Consider the following 20,248-nt stretch of genomic DNA (forward strand, 5'->3'; position numbering starts at 1 on the left):
AGGTTATTATAGTGATCCTGTCTTGAGCTTGACCTTATTGACTTTAACGGAGCCCTCGTTAGCAAAAAAACCGAGGTGGCCAGTTTTGAAGTTATAGACACGCGTGGTCATCGCGATCTTGTCGTTGACATACAGACATAAGATATCATCTTCCAAAATCACTTTAACCGTGATCTTGTTATGTTCAGAGAACGAAAACGGCCTTTCCAGCTCGATCATCTGAGGTTTGTCGCCGGCAATTTGCCATTGAAAGAATCCAGGTTCGGTTCTAGGCCACATATCGAAAGCGATGCGGTTGTGAAACGGATCGAATTTAATGAAATATCCGGAATCGAGAACTTTGTCGGTTCGCAGCGCGATCCCAAAGTCCTTTGTATCTTTCCAATCCGTAAATGCTGCTTCGACTAGAACCTGGGAAGGCACTTCATTAAATACACGGTAAGCCAATCCATCGGGAGACTCCAGTTCGAATCCGCTTTCATCGTTGTGGCGGCAATGTTTCTCTGATTCTGGAATGACGTCTGCTTCCGTATTAAAATGCTCATAAACCGATTGAGGCATCCGAACAAGTAGATCGCCGTCATTATTTTGATAAATCTCATGCACGACAAGTGTTCCAGCCCATTCCCAATCCCCAAAATCACTTGCTCCCTGCTTGGAAGGAACCCAGCCGAAAGCATATCTTTGCTGGCCATCCGAGGCCGTCTTCGCCGCGTAAAAGCCTCTGCCGTCAAAGGTGTCAAGAATCGGTGAAGAGTATACGCCTTCGATACTTTTGCTTTTTTTGTAATGTGTCACGAACTTTTCGCTAAACGTCGAGTAGACCAGGTAGTGCCAGTCTCCCATTTTGAAATAATCCGGGCATTCCATGGTGATGTATTTGTCCGGACTGTAAAACGGTTCCCGATAACGCCAGCTCTTAAGATCATCGGAAGTAAGAAGGGCAACGCACCCACCTCTTCTTTCGGAGGAATTCATTTGCCTTGAGGTGACGAGCATCCAGTACTCTTGCCGTTCTTCGTTGAAAAACACAAATGGATCGCGCCAATCGAATTGCTCATAAATGACTCCATCTCCATAAAGCTTAAAATCTTCATCTTTCGTCCAATGGATTCCATCGGTACCGGTAGCCTTCAACACGACCTGTAAGGGCTTTCCGTCAACGCAAAATTCAGGGTTGGGATTATGACCGGTGTAGAAAAGGTGATAGTTACCGTTTCGATCCTTAATCACTGAACCGGTATATGCGTTACGGTCCGGCTCGGTTTCGCTACCGTTTGGCAAAGCTACGCCATAATCTTCAAAATCCAAGCCGTTTTTGGTGGTGATCAGGTTCCATGTCGTATGATTCCCATAATCTCCACCAACTCTTTGATCATGGAGATAGTAGAGCTTGTACTCTCCATGGTCATAGAACGGGATCACATCTCCGACCCATCCGTCTTTCGGTTTGTAAAATACTTTTTTCATCTCGTCATCTCCATTTAGTAAAACGTTTTACAAAAAAATATTAACACAATTATTATAGTTGTCAACGGTTACAATAGCTTTGTGATATAGGGTTATAAAAAATATTACCAGATATTGAAAACTGAATAGTAAAACGTTTGCCAAACGTGTAGAATAATATCGAAACCATTTACAATTCAGGAGGAACAAACATGAGGATTGGTGCAATTGAAGCGGGAGGAACGAAATTCATTTGCGGGATTGGCAATGAGGAAGGAGAAATTTTGGACCGGATCAGTTTTCCAACGGATATACCCGAACCGACACTTGAGCAAGTAGTAGCGTACTTTAGAGACAAAGACATTGAGGCAATTGGAGTGGGTTCCTTCGGACCGATTGACCTGGATCGTTCCAGTCTCACTTATGGGCAAGTTACCACGACCCCAAAGCCGGGATGGAGCGGGTTTGACTTCGTGGGGTTTATGAAACGAAATTTCCCTGTTCCGATCGGTTTCGATACCGACGTGAATGCTGCGGTGTTCGGTGAGGCAATGTGGGGAGCCGCCAAGGGATTGGATAGCTGTGTATACTATACGATTGGGACGGGTGTTGGTGTAGGTGTGTTTGCGGAAGGCAATCTGATTCATGGTCTTGTCCATCCGGAGGGTGGACATGTATTGACCCGTCGGCATCCAGAGGATCCATTCGAAGGCTTCTGTCCTTATCATGGCGATTGTCTGGAAGGCATGGCCAGCGGACCTGCGATTGAGAAACGCTGGGGATTGAAGGGAAGCGAGCTGCCTGAAGACCATCTGGCTTGGGAGATGGAAGGATTTTATTTGGCTCAGGCCATTTCGGGGGTAATTCTGTTGCTGTCGCCTAAAAAAGTGATTCTCGGCGGGGGGGTTATGCATCAGAAACAGCTTTATCCGCTCATACGTAAGAAAGTGGCTAAATTTTTAAACGGATATGTTGCATCCCCAGCTATTCTTGACGATCTGGAGAATTATATCGTTTCACCAGGCTTGGGTGATAATGCCGGATTGTGCGGTGCTCTTGCACTAGGTATTGAAGCTAGTAGCAGGAAAGCAGGAATTCATTATGGCGGGTTAAAGTTTGACGACTGACATTGCATCAATAATATGTACAGGGGCTTTCAATAATAGAATTTTTGGAGACCCCTATTTTATTCACAATGAGATAAAGCTGGTGGTTCTTTAATGGACTCTGGCCATGGAAGGGGGAATAATGATGTATCACGTGCTTATAGTAGACGATGAGCCGCGTCATCGCCGTGGTATTGCTGAAATGATCAAAACGCTCCGACCGGACTATCGTTTATTTATGGCCAAGGATGGGGCAGAAGCTCTGCGTATTGCTATAGCCAATCGGATTGATATAACATTTACGGATATTCGTATGCCAAATATGGACGGTTTTGCGTTGATCGAGCAATTAGTGGAACGTAGCGAATCGATGAAAATCGTAATTCTGAGCGTGTATGGGCATTTTGATTATGCCAGGAAGGCGCTCAAGTTTGGCGCGTTCGATTATTTACTTAAACCATTAGAATCGAGAGATATGTCGGATATGCTGAACAAACTAGACACCGCGATTGAAAAGGAGCGGATGCGCCTTCAAGACGGAGCGAATCTTCAGGAAAAACTGAATTCAACTATCCCCGTCTACGAGCAGCACTTGCTCAGTCGCTGGGTACGGTCGGTGGCGAATGAAGACGAGCTTCGGGAAATCGAAGGGTTGGTCCCGCAGGGCCAGGTCGGTTTTGTCATCGTCGCCAAGCTTTCCAAGTCCGAGATCGATGAGAAATATCATGGCGAGGAATTCACGGAAGTCAAAGCAAGCCTCAAGGACTGGATGGGTCAGGTCGCCGAATCGATCGGTCCGACCCTATCCTTTTACCTGGACGGAGACGAGCCTATGCTTATCTCCGTCATTACGCCTGCACATTCCTTGGAGTGGCTGATGAAGAGGGAGGCTGAGCGGTTAACCGAATTTATCGACCGGGTTCGCCTGGAATTCGGACTTACCTTGTCGATAGGCGTAGGCGACGGCGTAGTCGATCTCTACCGGGAAGCGCCGCGCTCCTTCAAGCAAGCCTTGCATGCGCTGGACTATACCTTTTATTGCGGCAGCGGGAAAGTTGTCGTTAATTATGGAATCGCTTACAACCCGTACAAGCCGTCATTGGAATTAGTTCCCGCCGAAACCGGAATCGCAGCCGCCGTGGCGAACAGGGAACGGGAGAAGGCGATAGAGTCTTTGAGCTTGTTGATCCGGCAGCTGTTGGATGGCGACTATCCTTCTCCTTCCCACTTGAAGCACAGCATTTTGTATGTGCTGGTGAACCTGGTCAAAGCAAGCGAAGCGTCTATACGGAGCGAGGAAGCCAACAATTTCGTTTCCGAGATGGAATTTCAGATTCCCGCTTGCGCGACGCTTGATGAAGTCGAGGAGAAAGCAGGCTATTATTTGAACCGGATCATCGACAGCATCGAGAACCGGAGAAACAACAAAAACGAGCGGATCATTGCGATGTGCAAAGCGTATCTCGCGGAGCATTACATGGAGGATCTTTCGCTGGAGCTTGTCGCGAAACGGTTCTTTTTCAGCCCTGCCTACTTCAGCAGTTTTTTCAGGTCGCATACTTCGATGACGTTTACCGAATATTTACTGAAGCTCAGGATGGATAAAGCCATGCAAATGCTGGAGGGCGGGAACCGGAAAATTTCGGAGATTGCCTTAAGCGTGGGATTCAGGGATGCGGGTTATTTTACCCGGATTTTCAAGCGGGAGACCGGCCTTTCGCCGGAGGAATTTCGCAAGAAAGACCTGCTGTAGGTGACGCCATGAGACTGAAAAACAAGCTGATTTTATCTTATATCATCTTGATCACGCTGCCCCTTGTCACCTTAGGGACGGGATCCTTCTATGCCAGCAAAAATATGATGCTTAAGCTGGCACGGGATAACGTGACGGAAATCGTGCAAAAAAACAACCAAATCATCGACGAACGGTTGAAAATCATTCAGGACAACAGTCTTTCCCTGATGGTTGAATGCGACCTATTTCAAATTTTCGACGGTGCCGCCCCTGCTCAAAGCAAACTGTTGGCGACAAATAAACAGGTTACGGAAATTTTAAACCGTTACTTCTCGCAATCCCGGGATCTGTATTCGGTGGAGCTCGTGACCCGGGCATTCGTTTACGGAAGCAAAGCGCGCAATACGTATCCGCCGGATCATTTTTACGACTCCGAACTGTACCGTCAGGCCTCCGAACAGAAGGGGCGTTTGGCTTGGGTGCCGACTTATGATTATAGCCTGATGCATCAATTGCCGGATTTGGCCGGTGCCGATATCGAATACCGTTATTTATTTTCCGCCGTTCGGCAAATGAATCCTTCCTGCGTCCGCAATGACGCGATCGTGCGGGCTAGAGCAGGTTCGGAAAAACCCGTTCTTGTCATGAACTTCCGGGACGGCCTCTATGCCGATCTTTTCCGGAACAGCATCCCGATCGAAGGTTCGGTATTTTTGGTGGCCGGCGCAGACGGCACGATCATTTCCCATGCGAATGCGGAATTCGTCGGCCGGAAACCGTCTTTCCCCTGGCTGGCCGAAGTGCAAAACCTCGGTAGCGGAGCATCCTTCGTTATGGTGGACGGAAAACGGACGATCGCCTGTTACACGACATCCGCGATCACGGGCTGGACGTCGGTCGTGTTGATTCCCCCTGGCGCGTTGACCAAAGATATCGGACAAACGATCACCTTTTTTATCCTTACCCTGGGCGCTTCGCTGCTGCTGCTTTCGCTATTTTTCGCCTACCTGATTTCCATGCGGATTACCTCGCCGGTCAGAAAACTGCTGCTTGCTATCAAACGTGTCGGAGGCGGCGACTTCAACGCCAAAATCAAGGTGGAAGGGAAGGACGAGCTGGGGCATGTGCTGATGAAGTTCAACAGCATGAACGAGAAGGTGAGGCAGCTGATCGAAGAAAATTATGTGGCCAAACTCAGGGAACGCGAAACGGAAATTCTGGCGCTGGGCATCCAGCTCAATCCCCATTTTCTTTACAATACGCTGAATATCATCAACTGGATGGCTGTTTACGGCGAGAAGGAGCAGGTCAGCCGAATGTTGGTCAGCTTGTCTCGCATGCTGCATTATACGACGGACAACCGCAAGGATTCGATGCCGCTCTCCGAGGACATCGGTTGGCTGCAGGATTACATCGTCATCATGTCCAACCGGTTTGAGCATCGTTTCCGGGTTGATTTTGACATCGAGCCGGAACTGATGAAAGCCCGCGTACCTAAGCTTTTTCTTCAACCCCTGGTGGAGAATGCGATCATCCACGGCTTCAGGGATATGGAAAGCGGCGGACTGATTACGATCTACGGGCGCAGTTTGGGGGACGATATCGAGTTCTGTGTGGAAGACAACGGTTGTGGGTTCGAGCCGGAACGCCTAAAGGAGGCGCTGGCGGAAAACGCCTCCCACATCGGTATCCATAACGTCGACAAGCGGATCAAGCTGCTTTACGGCGACCGTTACGGTATCGGTATTGAATCTGTTCCGGAGCTCGGTACGCGAGTCAAACTGGTGATCCCCCACCATAAAGCCGTAAGGAAAGCGGATTGAGCGAAAAATCGTACAGGAAACGAAAAATCGTCCCATAGGCTTTCACGCGCGGCGATTTTACAATGAAAACAAGCGGCTGCAGCGCATACATTTAAAATCGGGGGGGAGCATTACATGACAAAAAGAACGGGGAAATGGAAGGTTGCATTTATTTTCCTAACGATCATGGCGCTATTTGTAACCGCTTGCGGAACGGGGGGCGGGGGCTCGGAAACGAACGCGGGTCAAAACGGCGGCGAAAACGCTGGAACCGACAATGGAGAAAAAGTAACGCTGAAATTCACGTTCTGGGGCAGCCCGGAGGAAAAGAAAGCGGTGGAATCGGCGATTAAAGCTTTCGAGGAGAAGAATCCGAACATCACCATAGACCCGGTGCACATTCCGGGCACGGATTTTCTGCAGAAGCTGAATGCCATGATCGCTGGCAACGAAGCGCCGGACATCAGTTATTCGGCCGCCTGGAAATTAAAAATGGGCGAAGAAGGACTGATCTATAACTTCTTCGATTTGATGAAAGACGATCCAAGCATCAAGAAAGAGGATTATCTGGAGTATGCCTGGTGGAACTGGGAGCAGGACAAAAGCGCGGGTCCGTATCAGGCTTCCGTTGTCCCCTCCTTAATGTACAATGCGGACATGTTCCAAGAAGCGGGAGTGGCGCTGCCGCCTACGAAGGCGGAGGAAGCGTGGACCTGGGAGCAATTCGTGGACGCGGCCAAGAAGCTGACGCTGGACCGTAACGGCAAGCATCCGGACGATCCGGGATTCGATCCGAAGAACATCAAGCAATACGGCGTTAAACTCAACCTCGGCTGGTCGTCCTATATGCCGATGGTCCTCTCAAACGGCGGGGATTATTTGTCGGCCGACGGCAAGGAATTCGGGCTGTCCAAACCGGAAGCGACCGAAGCACTGCAAAGAATAGCCGATCTGATTAATGTGCACCATGTCTCGCCGTCGCCGGTCCAGGCTAGCAGCATTCCCGCTCCGGCTACCGCCTTGCAGTCCAAAAAAGTGGCGATGATCATCGACGGCAGCTGGAATCACCTCGATTTGAGCAAAACCAACATCAACTGGGGCGTCGGCGTACTTCCGGTCATCAAGGATTACAAAACGTTTTTCCTCGGCGGGTCATTGATTATTTTCAAAAGTTCGAAGCACCCGAAGGAAACATGGGAGTTCTCCAAATTCCTCACCGATCCGCAGAACGTGCTCGATTTGCACCAAGGTTTGTGGATGCCGCAGCTCAATAAATGGTACGAGGATCCGGAATTGATCGATGAGTGGGCTAATGAGGAGTTGCCCGGAAGACCGGCCGGCTTCCAGGATGCCGTGATGCGCTCAACCTATGAACATGCAGAGCCGTCACCGGAAAACAACGTCAAAAACTTTGTTGAAATCGACGCTGCGGTAGCCGCGGCTTTGGACCAGGTGTGGCTCGGCGAGAAAACGGCCGAACAGGCTATGAAAGAAGTAGAAACGAAAGTGAAGCCGCTAATACAGGGTACCTATTTGAAATAACGAGCGTTTGTCCAAAGGCGGCGCCGCGACACCGCTTGAAGCGGAACCGTCTTCGGCAGCGTTTCGACGAAGGGAAACTTGCTTATGGAGGCCATCTCTTCCCATACCGGGAACCGTATGCGAAAAAAACGCCGCACACTAAGAGAGCTTTACGGTTGGCTGTTTGCTTTGCCGGCTATTCTGGGCTTGCTGATCTTTACGCTCGGCCCGATGATGTACAGCCTGTACATGAGCTTCACCAATTACACCGGGTCGAATACGCCGAGCTTTATCGGGCTCGATAACTATAAGCGAATATTCGGCGGCGAAGACCAATATTTTTACAAGTCGCTGTCCGTTACTTTTTATTTCGTCATCCTTAGCGTACCGACCGGCATCGTCTATTCCTTTTTGCTGGCGATTCTCCTGAATCAGAATGTCAAAGGGAAGTCGATCTTCCGAACGGTTTTTTATCTGCCATCGATCGTGCCGATCATCGCCATTTCATTTATTTGGCTGTGGCTGCTCAATCCCGATCTCGGCCTTGCCAACGAGCTGCTCCGCTCCCTGGGCCTTCCTGGAAGCCAGTGGATTTTCGGAGAGAAATCGGTCGTTCCTTCCCTGGCTTTAATGAATCTGTGGACGACGGGCGGAACGATGATTATTTTTCTGGCGGGCTTGCAGGATATTCCCCGTTCGCTGTACGAAGCGATTGAGATGGACGGCGGATCGCGGCTCAATAAACTGCGGCATATTACGATTCCGATGATGACACCGACGATCTTCTTCAACCTGATCATGGGCATCATCAACGGTTTTCAGGTGTTCTCGCAGGCTTATGTCATGACGAACGGCGGCCCTAATAACGCCAGCTTGTTCTATGTATTTTATTTGTACAGGGAAGCCTTTCAGTTCTCGCGAATGGGGAGCGCCAGCGCGATTGCCTGGGTGCTGCTCGCGATCATTATGGTGTTGACGTACGTGGTGTTCAGAACATCGAATAAATGGGTTTACTATGAGGGGGATGGCGCGCGATGAAAGCCAAGGCTTGGTTTGAAAAAGGACTGATTTACCTGGTGCTTGCGGCCGGGGGAATCTTTAGCCTGCTGCCGCTGGTTTGGCTCATCCGCAGTTCCTTGATGAATATGGGGCAAATTTTCGAGCTGCCGCCCGTGTGGATTCCACGGCCCGTCCAATTATCCAATTACAGTGAAGCGCTGACCATTCTCCCTTTCGGCCAATATTTCATGAATACTGCGATCATCGTTGTCTTTTCGGTGCTGGGCGTCATCGTGACCAGTTCGATCAGTGCCTACAGCTTCGCCCGAATGAAATGGAGAGGCAGGAACATGGTGTTCGGCTTGCTGCTGTCCAGCATGATGCTGCCGTACGCGGTTACGCTGATCCCGACGTTTATCGGCTGGAGCAAAGTGGGCTTAACCAATTCCTTTATCCCGCTCATTGCGCCGGCCTGGTTTGGGGGAGGCGCGTTCAACATCTTCCTGCTGCGGCAGTTTTATCTCAGCATCCCCCGGGATCTGGATGAGGCGGCTTACGTGGACGGCGCCGGACACTTAAGAATCTTCCGGTCGATCATCCTGCCGCTGACCAAACCCGCGCTGATCGTTGTCGGTTTGTTTTCCTTTTTGGCCGCGTGGAACGATTTTCTCGGACCGCTCGTTTATTTGAACGACGAAACCAAATATACGCTTGCCCTTGGTTTGCAGCAGTTCAAAGGCATGTATTCGGCCGAATGGCATTTGATGATGGCAGCGGCCACCGTGGTGCTGCTTCCGGCCATTATCGTATTTTTCATCGGGCAGCGTTATTTTATCGAAGGCATTACATTAACGGGCATTAAAGCTTGATTTCGAATGCGAGGGAGGAGCTGAGTTAGCATGAACCAGTTATATTTGCGTAAAGAAGGAACGTCCCGTCGGCAATCCAGCTGGGATCAAACCGGAGGCAACCGTGACTTTATCGCGATCGAAGCGGGCCAAACCGCGGATATTGCGAAAATTGCCGGGTCGGGCGTGATCCAGCATATCTGGATGACCATCGCGGCCAGGAACAAATACGCGTTCCGCAAAGTGTTGATCCGCATGTTTTGGGATGACGAACGGGAACCCAGCGTGGACTCACCGGTCGGCGACTTTTTCGGCGTCGGGCATGGCGTTGCCAGCCATTATGTCTCCATGCCGCTTAACATGATTACGACCCAGGGCTTGATCGAAGACAAGGCCGCCATGAACTGTTTTTTCGAAATGCCGTTCCGCCAAGGGGCCCGCATCGAAATCGTCAATGAGTGTGAAGACGAAATCGTTTTGTACTATTACGTGGACTATGTGGAAAAAGCGGTGCCGGACGACAGCTTTTACTTCCACGCTTCCTGGCGCAGGGAGAATCCGACCAAGGGGCTTGTGGACCTCTCTTTGCTGAAAGTGGAGCAGGACAAGCAGGATAAGGCCAATTATGCCGACCAGAAGGTGTATGAGCTAAAAAATCTGACCGGCGACGATAATTACGTCCTGCTCGATGCAGTGGGCGAAGGCCATTATGTGGGCTGCAACCTGAGCATTGACCACTTGAATCCGATGCCGGGTTTTAGTTGGCCGGGCGAGGGGGACGACATGTTCTTCATCGATGGCGAACCATGGCCACCCCGCCTGCACGGGACGGGGACGGAAGATTATTTCTGCGCCGCCTGGGGATATCCGGCTGGGAAATATGATGCGCCCTACCACGGCTTGTCACTGTACGCCCCGATCCGGGAAAACGGCGATGCGTGGAAAGAGAGCCATACCATCTCGTTTAACGATTATTCCGGGAAAATGACACAATACCGGTTTCATATCGTCGATCCCATCATCTTTAGAAAGTCGATCCGCTTCAGCATCGAGCACGGGCACGGAAATAGCCAATCGAACGACTACTCGTCGGTCGCATACTGGTATCAGCGCGAGCCGCATAAGGCTTTTCCGCAGATGCTGCCCGTCTCGCAGCGCTTGCCGATTCCGGAGAAGGAAAGTGCAAGGATGTTCTACCGGACGTTCTAAAATAAATGCAGCGGCAAGCCGGGAGATTCCGGACTTGCCGCTGTTTTTTGCTAGGGTCAAATCGCTTTCCTTCATTATTCGGAGTGTCACCGATGGTCGGGATTAACGAATCCACCGCCGTGCCGATGGGTGCCATCCTGTTCGCCACCTCCGTGCTGGGTGCGGGTTCGTTCTTCAAACTGACGAAAACGCAGGGGACGGCAGCGGATGATTGATACAGACCATGGGAGAGAGGGCGATAAGCGACCTCTCTTTTTTAAGTTTGAACATGCTGCGAATATGCAAAATATTCCTTGCATGACATTCCCATCTCTGTGACAAAATGTACGAAGGTGGTGAATGGAAATGCGGATACAAAAAATCTTATTCGGCATGCTGTCTCTTGTATTGATCACGGTAATGGGATGCCAGCACCGACAACCTGCCGAGCAGGATTTGCTGCGGGTAAAATCCGAACAAGGAGCGACGCATAAGAAAGTCATATTCTTGATGATCGACTCCCTAATGGCTCAGGCCATCGATAAGGGCATATCCCAAAAGCAGCTGCCCACCTTTCAAACCTTGATTGAACATGGGCAATACTACAAGGATCTGGTCAGCTCTTTTCCTACGATGTCCGTTACGATCGACAGCACGATGTTAACGGGAGCCTATCCGAACGTACATGGCGTTCCGGGTCTGTTATGGTATTCGACCGACGATAAAAAATTGATCAATTACGGCACCGGACCGATGGAAATCATAAGGCAGGGGATCAATCCGGTCCTGACCGATGCGTTAATCCATCTGAACGGGAAGCATTTACATGCGGATTCGCGTACGATCCACGAAGATTTAGCCCGCAGGGGCTTGAAATCGGGGTCGATCAACGGCTTGGTATATCGCGGAACGACCGAGCATACGCTGACGATCCCGGATTGGATACAGGGGCCGACGTCGCTGCAGAAAAAAATAAAAGTTAAAGGCCCGGATTTTTTAACCTTGGGAGCTCTGTCCAATCCCTTCGACGGTAACGAGAAATTGCCTGACGATCTCACCGAACGGATGGGGATGAACAATAAGTTCGCGATAGGGGCCGTAAACCATCTGATCCAAGCTGATAAGCTGCCGGATTTTTTGTATGTATATTTGCCTGACTTGGACCAGAAGCTTCATAAAAAGGGGCCGTCGGAGCTCGAAGGCGTCAAAAAGGTGGATCAGCAGCTTCAATCCTTACTGCAGTCGTTCGGATCGCCGGAAAAAGCGTTCGAAGAGGCTATATTCGTCATCGCCGGGGATAGCGGCATGACGCAGCTTCTTCCACGTGAGCAGCGTTCGGAGATTGATTTGCCTGCTATGCTGAAAGGCATCCGCATATTAAAGCCGGGTGAGGATCTCAAGGATGAAACCGAGATTGCGCTGGCGGTGAATGAAACGATGGCTTACGTATATAAGTTCAAGCCGGATCGTACGTTGCGAAGCTTGGCCGAAATCATAAGCAAGGATGACCGCATTGATTTTGTTGCATGGAAAGAAGACGAATGGATTCACGCCATGCAGGGATCCACGTATAAGGAGCTCCAATATAAAGAGAAAGGCAGCCTGATCGACCGTTATAAACAAGCTTGGACCGTGAAGTTGGATGCCGAAGTGCTGGACCTTCAATTGAACGCCAAGACTCGCACTTTGGACTACGGGCAATATCCGGATGTGCTGGCGAGATTGTCAGGGGCGCTGAACTCCCATAAAGGGCAATTCTTGGTGGTCACGGCTAAACCGGGATACGAATTGGCGGACCGAAGCTCTCCGACCCATGAAGGGGGCGGGGGCCACGGATCGATTCGCCACATGGAATCGCTTGTTCCGCTGATCATTGTCGGAACAAACGAGAAGCCTCCGCATTTACGTATGGTTGACTTGAAAGCCTATTTGCTTGATTTGCTGGCGAATCACAATCAAAAGGCAAAATAGTGATGCCGATGAATCTGCCTGTGCTAGGCACCCTGTTCCAATTTTTTTGGAAAAGGGTGCCTTTTTAGTAGCGATTTTTTTGGCCTTTGCCGTTATAATATGATGTAATTCTTGCCTAGAAAAAGAGAAGGAGTTGGACTAATATGTCATCAAACCGCTTGATTCATTCCGTTATTTTTTCGCTTAAGCACGAGAAAGGCTCGGTGGAGGAGCATCGTTTCCTGGAGGACGGACGAGCTGCCCTCAGCACGATTCCAACGGTCCAGGAGTTTAGGGTATTCAAGCAAATCAGTCCCAAAAATACATACGATTTCGGCTTCTCCATGAAGTTTGCGAGCGAAGCCGATTATGAAGCCTACAATGTGCATCCTCAGCATGTTGATTTTGTCGAGAATCGCTGGGAGAAGGAAGTCGAGCAGTTTCTGGAGATCGATTACAGCGAGATATAGAAGAGGCCCATAAATAATGGCGCCATAAATCATGTTAGGGGGAGAAAACATTGACTAGAGCAGGGGAAGGGTCGGAGCCTCAAATAACGCCGCGGCCGGCGCTAGGACGTCTGAAGCCTTACACGGCGGGTAAACCCATCTGGGAAGTGCAGCAAGAATACGGACTGGATCGCGTCATTAAGCTGGCTTCCAATGAAAATTCGCTCGGTCCTTCGCCAAAAGCATTGCAAGCCATTCAGAATCAGCTGCCTGACCTGCACCGTTATCCCGATGAACGCTCGGCCGTTCTTGCGCAAGCGCTTGGCCGACACCTGGGATTGGCAGCGAATCAATTCATCGTGACGAACGGCGGAGATGAGCTGATCATGCTGATTTCACGGGCGTATCTGGAGCCTGGCGACGAGATTGTGGTGCCCGATCCGACATTTAGCGAATACGAATTTGGCGCATTTCTCATGTCGGGCACGGTCATTAAGGTGCCGCTGCGCGAGCCATATGCTTTCTCTGCTGAAGATATGCTGGCCGTCATTACGGAACGTACCAAAATCGTTTATCTGTGCACGCCGAATAATCCTACAGGCACCTACATGCCAGAGACCGAAATGAGAAAGCTGCTCGACAGCCTTCCGGATCGTGTGCTGGTTGTCATTGATACCGCATACCGCCATTATGCCACGGCCTCCGATTATTCGGACGGCATCGACTTCATCAAGTCGGGATATCCGGTCATCACCCTCAACACCTTCTCTAAAATTTACGGGCTTGCGGGCATTCGGGTCGGGTACGGCGCTGCTTCCGAAGGGATCATCCGCACGCTGCTGCAGGTAAAGGAGCCCTTTAACGTGAATGCATTGGCACAGGCAGCGGCAGCGGCTGCGCTCGGGGATGAAGAGCATGTTGATGCATCCCGCCGGATGAATGAACAAGGGAGGCACCAAATCTATGAGGGACTGAGCCGATTATCGATTCCTTATGTCGAGAGCATGAGCAATTTCATTCTGGCAGAGCTTGGCGAACATGCAGACAACATATACCATCAGCTGCTGGAACGGGGGATCATCGTACGGTCAGCCAAAGGGTGGGGGCTTCCGCGTCATATTCGGATTTCGGTAGGAACCGCGGAAGAAAATCAAGGTTTGCTGGACGCTTTACGCGAGATCCTGGTCCATTCAACATAAACCGATGAAGAAGGATACATGTATCATAACCGTGGAGGCAAGGATCACATCAAAAATCTTACAGCAACCAGCTCATCCAAAACAAAAAAAGGGCCGCAGGCGCGGCTCTTTTTGTTTTGATTTTTGATCCATTTTTCTGGGACCTACAGGTTTTTAAGATTGCCGCGATTCTCAATGACGGTCGTAACGCTCAGCTTGAAATCCAGATCGGGATAATACGTCGTTCTCCAATCCTGCAGTTGTTCGCGGGTCAGGTGGTTTCTGAAATGTTGTCCCAGGGCCAGTATATCCGCTTGTTCTTTTTGCGTTTGCTTAAACATCTGATTCAGCCTGGTGGTGAGCAGTTCTTCCAGCTTCCCGTTGATCTGCTCTTCCGTCGGGTGTCCCCTGGAATCCAGGATGGTGACTTTCAGCCTGAGATGGCTTCGAAGGTAAGGTCTTCCATCCTTCATCCAGCTGCGATGAGTCAGCCTGTTGCTAATGATTTGAACGGTGGCGCTATTCATAACCTCGACCTTCCCGAATGCGCTTTTTCCGTAAAAGGCATTGGCAACAAGGGTTTCGTCAGGCCCGATTCGACCTGTCATCCTGCCATTCTTGATGATGGCTGAGCCTACGCATTCGATACTGGTGGATCTGCCTGAACGGATGATCGGGACGATCACGTCGTGCGTATAGGAATGAATGCTTCGAAACATTTGCCATATGCGCGTGTCTGCCAACTGGGGGTTCCATCCGGCGTTTTTTTCAAAAAAATCATATACGATGCTGCCGCTGTGCTCCGATTTCTCCTGCATCTTTGAAAAGAATTGATCCAGCTCTTCATCGCAAATTGCTAGAAGCGTTTTGGATGAAATGTCCCTGGACCGATTAAACGCGGAAATAATATCTTCCATGCCCTTGCTTGCAAAGTTCTTATCCACGATGACGATTTTCAAATGAAGCAGATCCACTTGAGTCTCCATGTTCATGCTCATATGATCGATGATTTCATTGATGGTGTTGCCCGTATCCGAAACGATATTGACGGTACTGGTTTCATTTGTGACCGGAATGTCCAGAAACACCTTGTATTGATTCTCCTCGGTTAACGAAATGCCCATGATCACCGGAAGCGAGCGATGGTTAATGTCTTTGTTATCCCAGCAGCCTGCAAGCAAGGGGACCAGGGCAGCCAGCATGAGAAAGCACTTCAAAGGATGGCCGATGTTGACCGGGTTGTCCATTTCAGGTTACCTCCGTTGCACGGTTTGCTTTGTGCTTGTGCCGCCATCCGATAAGGAACGTGATCAGCGGAAGCACCAGGAAAATATACATTCGCAAAGGAATAATCCACACCTGTAGATTCTTGAGGGAATTCCAGTTGGGGATGGCCAAGGATATGGCAAACAGACCAGCGGTCAAAGCAATCAACAGATAGACGCTGGGGACGTTCGGGACGGCCTTCTGGGCTAGCGTCGCAAGAACCCATAAGGTAACTCCCAAGTACAGCAGCGCAAATGCCATCAGACTTAACAAGAAGAAAATCGTGATCCGATCAAACAAAAGCCAGGTGATATTCACGGTGTCTATGGTCATCAGCATAGGAAATTGGTATAACTCGGCGGTGGATTGACCAAAGGTCAGAAGCGGCAAATAGACCGATAAGAAGAACATGGGCAGCAGCAGAAGGCAGCCCAGCATCATTTTCTTGAGACTGATATGTATGGAAGGCGGCAGCAATCCCAGGAAAAAGGAGCCGCCTGCGTAAACGAATAAACTGACCAGAAAATCGGGCTTGGCGATGAAATGCAAGGATTGCTCGCGGTCAATGAGCGGCAGCAAGTAGTACCAATCCACATTTTGAAAGCCTAGGCAGAGAACAAACAAAATGGGGAACATGAACAAAACAACCAACAGGACGCTGGTTCGCGCCATGCTGGGCATTCCTTGCCACGCCATGAGTAAACCAATGGCAATCAATAGCAGCTGGACCGCCCACAGCGGCGTGCTCGATAAAAAGACCAAGGTTAACATCTCTGAATAGGCCCTTAGTGTTACGATGATAGCGATACCGAAATAAAAGAAAGCAGGAAGCAATAAAATCCACGCGAGATATTTGCCGGTGCTGCGGAACATATCCACGACGTTCCTCTGTGCGGCCCATTTCAGACCTTTAATGTACATATAAAGGGCAGCCGCATGCAGTGCATAGCTGATCGAGATTCCGATCCAGTGCCCCATGTCCATGCCGGAGAACATATCGGAGGGATAGAGAAAAAAAATAAGCCCCATATGACAAACCACGTACAGGATGGTTGCTTGATAACCGTTCTTATCCATTTCGCTCATCCTTCTGATTCAATGTAGGTAAAGACAGGTAGGGAATCCCCATACTTTTCTGATGACCCATATACGCACAGATGACAACGATTCCAGCAAGCAATCCCAGCATGCCGTAGATGGCGGACAGTATGATCAGCATATACTTGAACACTCGCACGGATACGGAGTTTTGGAATCCCACCACCGTAGAAGAAGCAATGGTTGTACCCGCCAGCACAATAATCAACAGGTTGCTGACGAGTTTGGCGGATACGGCAGCTTGGCCAAGTATGATACCGCCTACCATCGTAATGGTAGGACCCACGCTTTTAGGCAGACGGACGCTAGCTTCCAGGATAAGCTCCAGAACGATAAGGAGCAGCAGCGTCTCGACAAAGGCGGGATAAGGGACTTCTTGCCGGCTATTAGCTATCGAGAGGGCCAGTTGAAGCCGAAGAACCTCGGGATTGACGGATACCAGAGCAACATAGAGTCCGGGAATAATCGTCGCGATCAAGACGCCGACGACTCTCAAGATTCGGATCAGGTACATGAAGGGGAGGGGGGAATTATGATCGTCCTTCATGCAGAACATATCCATGACAAGGCTGGGGATAATGATTGCGAACGGATAACGGTCAAGCATTAACACGGCCTTGCCCTGCTGAAGGGAGTGGGCTGCGTTCTGCGGAAGTTCCGTCATGTTGAAGTTGGTTACGAGCGACCACGTGTTTACGCCCAGCATCTTTTCGAGCTGCTGGATATGATGAACATCCTGATCCATTTCCGCTTTTATTTTTGCTTGAATGGATTGTAATAAACGTGGTTTGATCTTGTCTTTCTGATAAATTAACAATAAGGATTTGGGATGACTCTTCCCGACGGTGTACGTTTCCACCTGCAAGGAGGATCCGGTGCAATGTTTTCGAAGAATGCCGATGTTCGTATTGATATCTTCCAGAAAGGCGCTGCTGGAGCCGTAAAGTGTATTCTCGGTTTCGGGAGATGTGACGGATCGGGTGACAGTTTTCGATATCGGAAGAACGGCGCTGCAGGCTCCGGACGCGGGTTCCAGAATGATCAGGTGGCCCTTCATGATGTCGGGTACAACCACTTCCAATTTCGGTTCAACAAGCTCGCCCACGATTTTAAGCAGATCAGCGGGCGCCAGGGCAATTTCGGTTAGATTCGAGGTTTGGGTTTGAAGCGATGCGATGCTCTGGGGAATATCCACTAATGAATCCAACCCGATCACCTGGACACGATATTGCAGCAATCGAATTTCAACATTGAAATAATCGGCATTCGCTTTGAAATATTCAGCCAGGCTTTCATTGAGGTTCATATCTGCATCCGCTCCCCCGCCATACTTAATGTTAGATATCATTTCCATTGCAGCCCCTGCTTTATGCATGAAAAGTACGGCCGGCTGATGTCACAATCGCATTGCCTTATTTGTCTATATGTTGGAATAGACGAAAAAGGAGAGAAATTGAATGGAAAAAATGCTCATTATTAATGCTCATCCGAAGGTGGAAGCAGCCGCCTCTGTCAGTTTACAGGTGCTTCAGCATTTTGTAGGGGCGTACACGAAATGGAATCCAGCAGGGATAATCGAACAGGTGGATTTATACCGCGATCCTATACCTGCGATTGACTACAGGGTTCTTGAGGCATGGAGCAAACAGGGAAGAGAGGAGCCGCTTAACGAAGAGGAGCAGCAGATCACGGATCGGATGTCCGTCATCCTGAAGCAGTTTAAGGATGCAAAAAAGTATGTCATAGCCATGCCATTGCACAATTTCAACGTTCCGTCCAAGCTTAAGGATTATATCGACAACATCCTCATCGCGCGGGAGACATTTCGGTACACGGAGAACGGTTCGGAAGGCTTGCTAACCGATGGCCGCCGTTTGCTGGTCATTCAGGCAAGTGACGCCATCTACACGAATAATGACTGGTATGCCGAGGTGGAATATTCACATAAGTACCTTAAATCCATGTTTAATTTCATGGGGATCATGGATTATCAGATCATCCGGGCACAAGGGAATGCCATTCTGGATCGAAGTCAAATTCTGGAGAAGGCTTTTCAGGAAGCCGAAACAGCTGCGAAGGCCTTGGCTATGGCGGAGACTTCGAATAAAGAGCCTATGCGAAGTGGATTAGCGGAATAGGAATGTATCATGAACAAGGCTGCCTGATGGCAGCCTTTTTTATAAGTATCCGTGATCCTCTAAATAAGCATGCAGGAGCATAATTCCTTCACGGATCTCGCCAGGCTCAAGATGGCCGTAGCCAAACAGCAGCTTGTTGGTGTGGAGACCTTTTTGAATGCTGTGATAATCCAGCGGCGTGATGCGTATTCGATCTTGCCTGATCCTCTGCCTGAAAGCCTCGTCAAAGACAGCCCCGGGAAACTCTACAGCAAGATGCAAACCGGCTGCATCTCCCCAAGAACGCCACTCATCTCCAAAGTGTTCATGTAATGAAGACAAGAGGACCTGCCTGCGTTCGCCGTAAATCTTACGCATTTTCCCGATATGCCTGTCAAATTTCCGGGTATGTAAAAATTCGGCCAAAGCAGCCTGTTCAAAAGGGGGATTCTGCACATCGGTATGGGTACGTAACCGGCCCCAGCTTTGTTGAAGCTGACGGGGAACCACCGCGTAACCGATGCGAAGCGCAGGGAATAGAACCTTGCTGAATGTGCCGACATAGACCACCCTATCGGGATCCATGGCATATAAAGGCGAGACGGAATCCCCGTAATATCTGAACTCGCTGTCATAATCGTCCTCAATGATATAGCTGTCGTTCTTTCTGGCGTAACGAATAAGGGCAGCGCGCCGATCGGCCGGCAGGATACCGCCAAGCGGAAATTGGTGGGAGGGGGTGACATACACGGGACCACTTGATTTGCCGCCCAGCAGATCTGTTTGCATGCCGCATTCGTCCACGGGAACTGGATGTATGCGATACCCTTTATTGATAAACGTCTGCAGCATCTCGATATTGCAAGGATCTTCAAACCATATCTCCTGACGGTCCCGAAAGAGCAAATCGGCAAGGATGCTGAGCGCATGCGTCGCGCCTGCCGTTATGTATATATCCTGGGCATCCAGGCTGAGTCCTTTGCTGCGATATAGCCATAAAGCGATTTCATTGCGCAGCGCCGGCAGGCCCTGGGGACCCGTATAACCCAGCAGGGCGGAGCTCATGCCGCCAAGGGTTTTCGATGAAATCTGCTGCCATGCGTACCGCGGGAATAACCTCAGTTCAGGTTGGCCCGTGCGAAAATCCGCTGCAAAGTCAGGAGGACCTTTTTTCTGCGACCGTGGTGCGGCGTCAGTCGGAGGATCCAGCACGATGCCTTGGGCGACGCGCGTCGGCGCTCCTTGCCTGCTGACCACATAGCCCTCGACGTTCAGCATGTCCAGAGCTTCGTTGACCGTGGCACGAGATACGTTCAGATCCCTGGCCAATTGACGGGAAGAGGGGACGGCTTCTCCTGACGGCAGGTTTCCTTGAACGATCTTATCCCTTATGGCCAAATAAATTTGGCGTTTGAGCGAAACTTCGCTATTCCGATCTACTTTGATTCCCCACATGTTGGCTCGACCTCCAACTGGTATGCTTATATTTGTGTTCAACTGGCTATTTCATCATACCAGTTAATTTCCTATGATTATAGCATA

The 20,248-nt window shown here is 50.0% G+C and carries 17 protein-coding genes; 12 read left to right on the top strand and 5 right to left on the bottom strand.

Annotation, left to right across the window (positions count from 1 at the left end; translation table 11 throughout):
• Positions 1-6: 6 nt before the first annotated feature.
• Complete coding sequence (locus MHH82_RS13360) at positions 7-1,470, bottom strand: glycoside hydrolase family 32 protein (protein WP_015734856.1); 1,464 nt, start codon at positions 1,468-1,470, stop codon at positions 7-9.
• A 191-nt stretch (positions 1,471-1,661) separates the two neighbouring features.
• Here MHH82_RS13360 and MHH82_RS13365 point away from each other — a divergent pair, with 191 nt between their 5' ends.
• From MHH82_RS13365 to hisC, 11 genes are all read left to right on the top strand, one after another.
• Positions 1,662-2,576, top strand: a complete 915-nt coding sequence (locus MHH82_RS13365) for an ROK family protein (RefSeq protein ID WP_340966122.1) — start codon at positions 1,662-1,664, stop codon at positions 2,574-2,576.
• Between the two features lie 121 nt (positions 2,577-2,697).
• On the top strand, positions 2,698-4,308 hold the full coding sequence (locus MHH82_RS13370) for a response regulator (RefSeq protein WP_144374227.1): 1,611 nt from the start codon (positions 2,698-2,700) through the stop codon (positions 4,306-4,308).
• Between the two features lie 8 nt (positions 4,309-4,316).
• On the top strand, positions 4,317-6,113 hold the full coding sequence (locus MHH82_RS13375; protein ID WP_340966126.1) for a cache domain-containing sensor histidine kinase: 1,797 nt from the start codon (positions 4,317-4,319) through the stop codon (positions 6,111-6,113).
• A gap of 114 nt (positions 6,114-6,227) precedes the next feature.
• The gene (locus tag MHH82_RS13380; protein ID WP_340966128.1) at positions 6,228-7,634 is read left to right on the top strand and encodes an ABC transporter substrate-binding protein; all 1,407 of its coding nucleotides are present in this window, start codon (positions 6,228-6,230) and stop codon (positions 7,632-7,634) included.
• 84 nt (positions 7,635-7,718) lie between these two features.
• Positions 7,719-8,651: a carbohydrate ABC transporter permease gene (locus MHH82_RS13385; protein ID WP_340966130.1), complete on the top strand. Its 933-nt coding sequence runs from the start codon at positions 7,719-7,721 to the stop codon at positions 8,649-8,651.
• Entirely contained in the window at positions 8,648-9,481 is an 834-nt protein-coding gene (locus MHH82_RS13390; protein ID WP_145035896.1) for a carbohydrate ABC transporter permease, read from the top strand. Before MHH82_RS13385 ends, MHH82_RS13390 begins: the two co-directional genes overlap by 4 nt.
• A gap of 30 nt (positions 9,482-9,511) precedes the next feature.
• Positions 9,512-10,669 (top strand): glycoside hydrolase family 172 protein, encoded by a 1,158-nt coding sequence (locus tag MHH82_RS13395; RefSeq protein ID WP_145035899.1) that lies wholly within the window; start codon positions 9,512-9,514, stop codon positions 10,667-10,669.
• A gap of 92 nt (positions 10,670-10,761) precedes the next feature.
• Positions 10,762-10,884, top strand: coding sequence for a hypothetical protein (locus tag MHH82_RS13400; protein ID WP_397358761.1), 123 nt, complete (start codon positions 10,762-10,764; stop codon positions 10,882-10,884).
• Between the two features lie 130 nt (positions 10,885-11,014).
• Positions 11,015-12,619: an alkaline phosphatase family protein gene (locus tag MHH82_RS13405; RefSeq protein WP_145035900.1), complete on the top strand. Its 1,605-nt coding sequence runs from the start codon at positions 11,015-11,017 to the stop codon at positions 12,617-12,619.
• 143 nt (positions 12,620-12,762) lie between these two features.
• Complete coding sequence (locus tag MHH82_RS13410) at positions 12,763-13,068, top strand: Dabb family protein (RefSeq protein ID WP_340966136.1); 306 nt, start codon at positions 12,763-12,765, stop codon at positions 13,066-13,068.
• 50 nt (positions 13,069-13,118) lie between these two features.
• Entirely contained in the window at positions 13,119-14,246 is a 1,128-nt protein-coding gene (gene hisC, locus MHH82_RS13415; protein ID WP_340966138.1) for a histidinol-phosphate transaminase, read from the top strand.
• Between the two features lie 143 nt (positions 14,247-14,389).
• Here the strand turns inward: hisC and MHH82_RS13420 are convergent, their stop codons facing one another.
• Genes MHH82_RS13420 through MHH82_RS13430 form a run of 3 tightly spaced genes read right to left on the bottom strand, consistent with a single transcriptional unit; the run spans position 14,390 to position 17,937 of the window.
• Positions 14,390-15,472, bottom strand: coding sequence for a Ger(x)C family spore germination protein (locus MHH82_RS13420; RefSeq protein WP_036663487.1), 1,083 nt, complete (start codon positions 15,470-15,472; stop codon positions 14,390-14,392).
• Between the two features lies 1 nt (position 15,473).
• Positions 15,474-16,568: a GerAB/ArcD/ProY family transporter gene (locus MHH82_RS13425; protein ID WP_145035904.1), complete on the bottom strand. Its 1,095-nt coding sequence runs from the start codon at positions 16,566-16,568 to the stop codon at positions 15,474-15,476.
• Positions 16,561-17,937 carry a spore germination protein gene (locus MHH82_RS13430; RefSeq protein ID WP_251494935.1) on the bottom strand — a complete coding sequence of 459 codons (1,377 nt, stop codon included), beginning with the start codon at positions 17,935-17,937 and terminating at the stop codon, positions 16,561-16,563. The genes MHH82_RS13425 and MHH82_RS13430 overlap by 8 nt, the downstream gene beginning before the upstream one ends.
• Before the next feature lie 109 nt (positions 17,938-18,046).
• Between MHH82_RS13430 and MHH82_RS13435 the strand changes: the two genes are divergently transcribed.
• A complete protein-coding gene (locus tag MHH82_RS13435) occupies positions 18,047-18,727 on the top strand; it encodes an FMN-dependent NADH-azoreductase (protein ID WP_251494938.1) in 681 nt (226 codons plus the stop codon).
• Between the two features lie 39 nt (positions 18,728-18,766).
• Here the strand turns inward: MHH82_RS13435 and pdxR are convergent, their stop codons facing one another.
• A complete protein-coding gene (gene pdxR, locus MHH82_RS13440; RefSeq protein ID WP_145035908.1) occupies positions 18,767-20,161 on the bottom strand; it encodes a MocR-like pyridoxine biosynthesis transcription factor PdxR in 1,395 nt (464 codons plus the stop codon).
• Positions 20,162-20,248: the final 87 nt, after the last annotated feature.

The organism is Bacillus sp. FSL K6-6540 (assembly GCF_038007545.1).

Bases quoted from the DNA above. Each gene is read 5' to 3' on its own strand.
- MHH82_RS13360 (WP_015734856.1), bottom strand. From the start codon at position 1,470: ATGAAAAAAGTATTTTACAAACCGAAAGACGGATGGGTCGGAGATGTG.
- MHH82_RS13365 (WP_340966122.1), top strand. From the start codon at position 1,662: ATGAGGATTGGTGCAATTGAAGCGGGAGGAACGAAATTCATTTGCGGG.
- MHH82_RS13370 (WP_144374227.1), top strand. From the start codon at position 2,698: ATGATGTATCACGTGCTTATAGTAGACGATGAGCCGCGTCATCGCCGT.
- MHH82_RS13375 (WP_340966126.1), top strand. From the start codon at position 4,317: ATGAGACTGAAAAACAAGCTGATTTTATCTTATATCATCTTGATCACG.
- MHH82_RS13380 (WP_340966128.1), top strand. From the start codon at position 6,228: ATGACAAAAAGAACGGGGAAATGGAAGGTTGCATTTATTTTCCTAACG.
- MHH82_RS13385 (WP_340966130.1), top strand. From the start codon at position 7,719: ATGGAGGCCATCTCTTCCCATACCGGGAACCGTATGCGAAAAAAACGC.
- MHH82_RS13390 (WP_145035896.1), top strand. From the start codon at position 8,648: ATGAAAGCCAAGGCTTGGTTTGAAAAAGGACTGATTTACCTGGTGCTT.
- MHH82_RS13395 (WP_145035899.1), top strand. From the start codon at position 9,512: ATGAACCAGTTATATTTGCGTAAAGAAGGAACGTCCCGTCGGCAATCC.
- MHH82_RS13400 (WP_397358761.1), top strand. From the start codon at position 10,762: ATGGTCGGGATTAACGAATCCACCGCCGTGCCGATGGGTGCCATCCTG.
- MHH82_RS13405 (WP_145035900.1), top strand. From the start codon at position 11,015: ATGCGGATACAAAAAATCTTATTCGGCATGCTGTCTCTTGTATTGATC.
- MHH82_RS13410 (WP_340966136.1), top strand. From the start codon at position 12,763: ATGTCATCAAACCGCTTGATTCATTCCGTTATTTTTTCGCTTAAGCAC.
- MHH82_RS13420 (WP_036663487.1), bottom strand. From the start codon at position 15,472: ATGGACAACCCGGTCAACATCGGCCATCCTTTGAAGTGCTTTCTCATG.
- MHH82_RS13425 (WP_145035904.1), bottom strand. From the start codon at position 16,568: ATGGATAAGAACGGTTATCAAGCAACCATCCTGTACGTGGTTTGTCAT.
- MHH82_RS13430 (WP_251494935.1), bottom strand. From the start codon at position 17,937: ATGATATCTAACATTAAGTATGGCGGGGGAGCGGATGCAGATATGAAC.
- MHH82_RS13435 (WP_251494938.1), top strand. From the start codon at position 18,047: ATGGAAAAAATGCTCATTATTAATGCTCATCCGAAGGTGGAAGCAGCC.
- pdxR (WP_145035908.1), bottom strand. From the start codon at position 20,161: ATGTGGGGAATCAAAGTAGATCGGAATAGCGAAGTTTCGCTCAAACGC.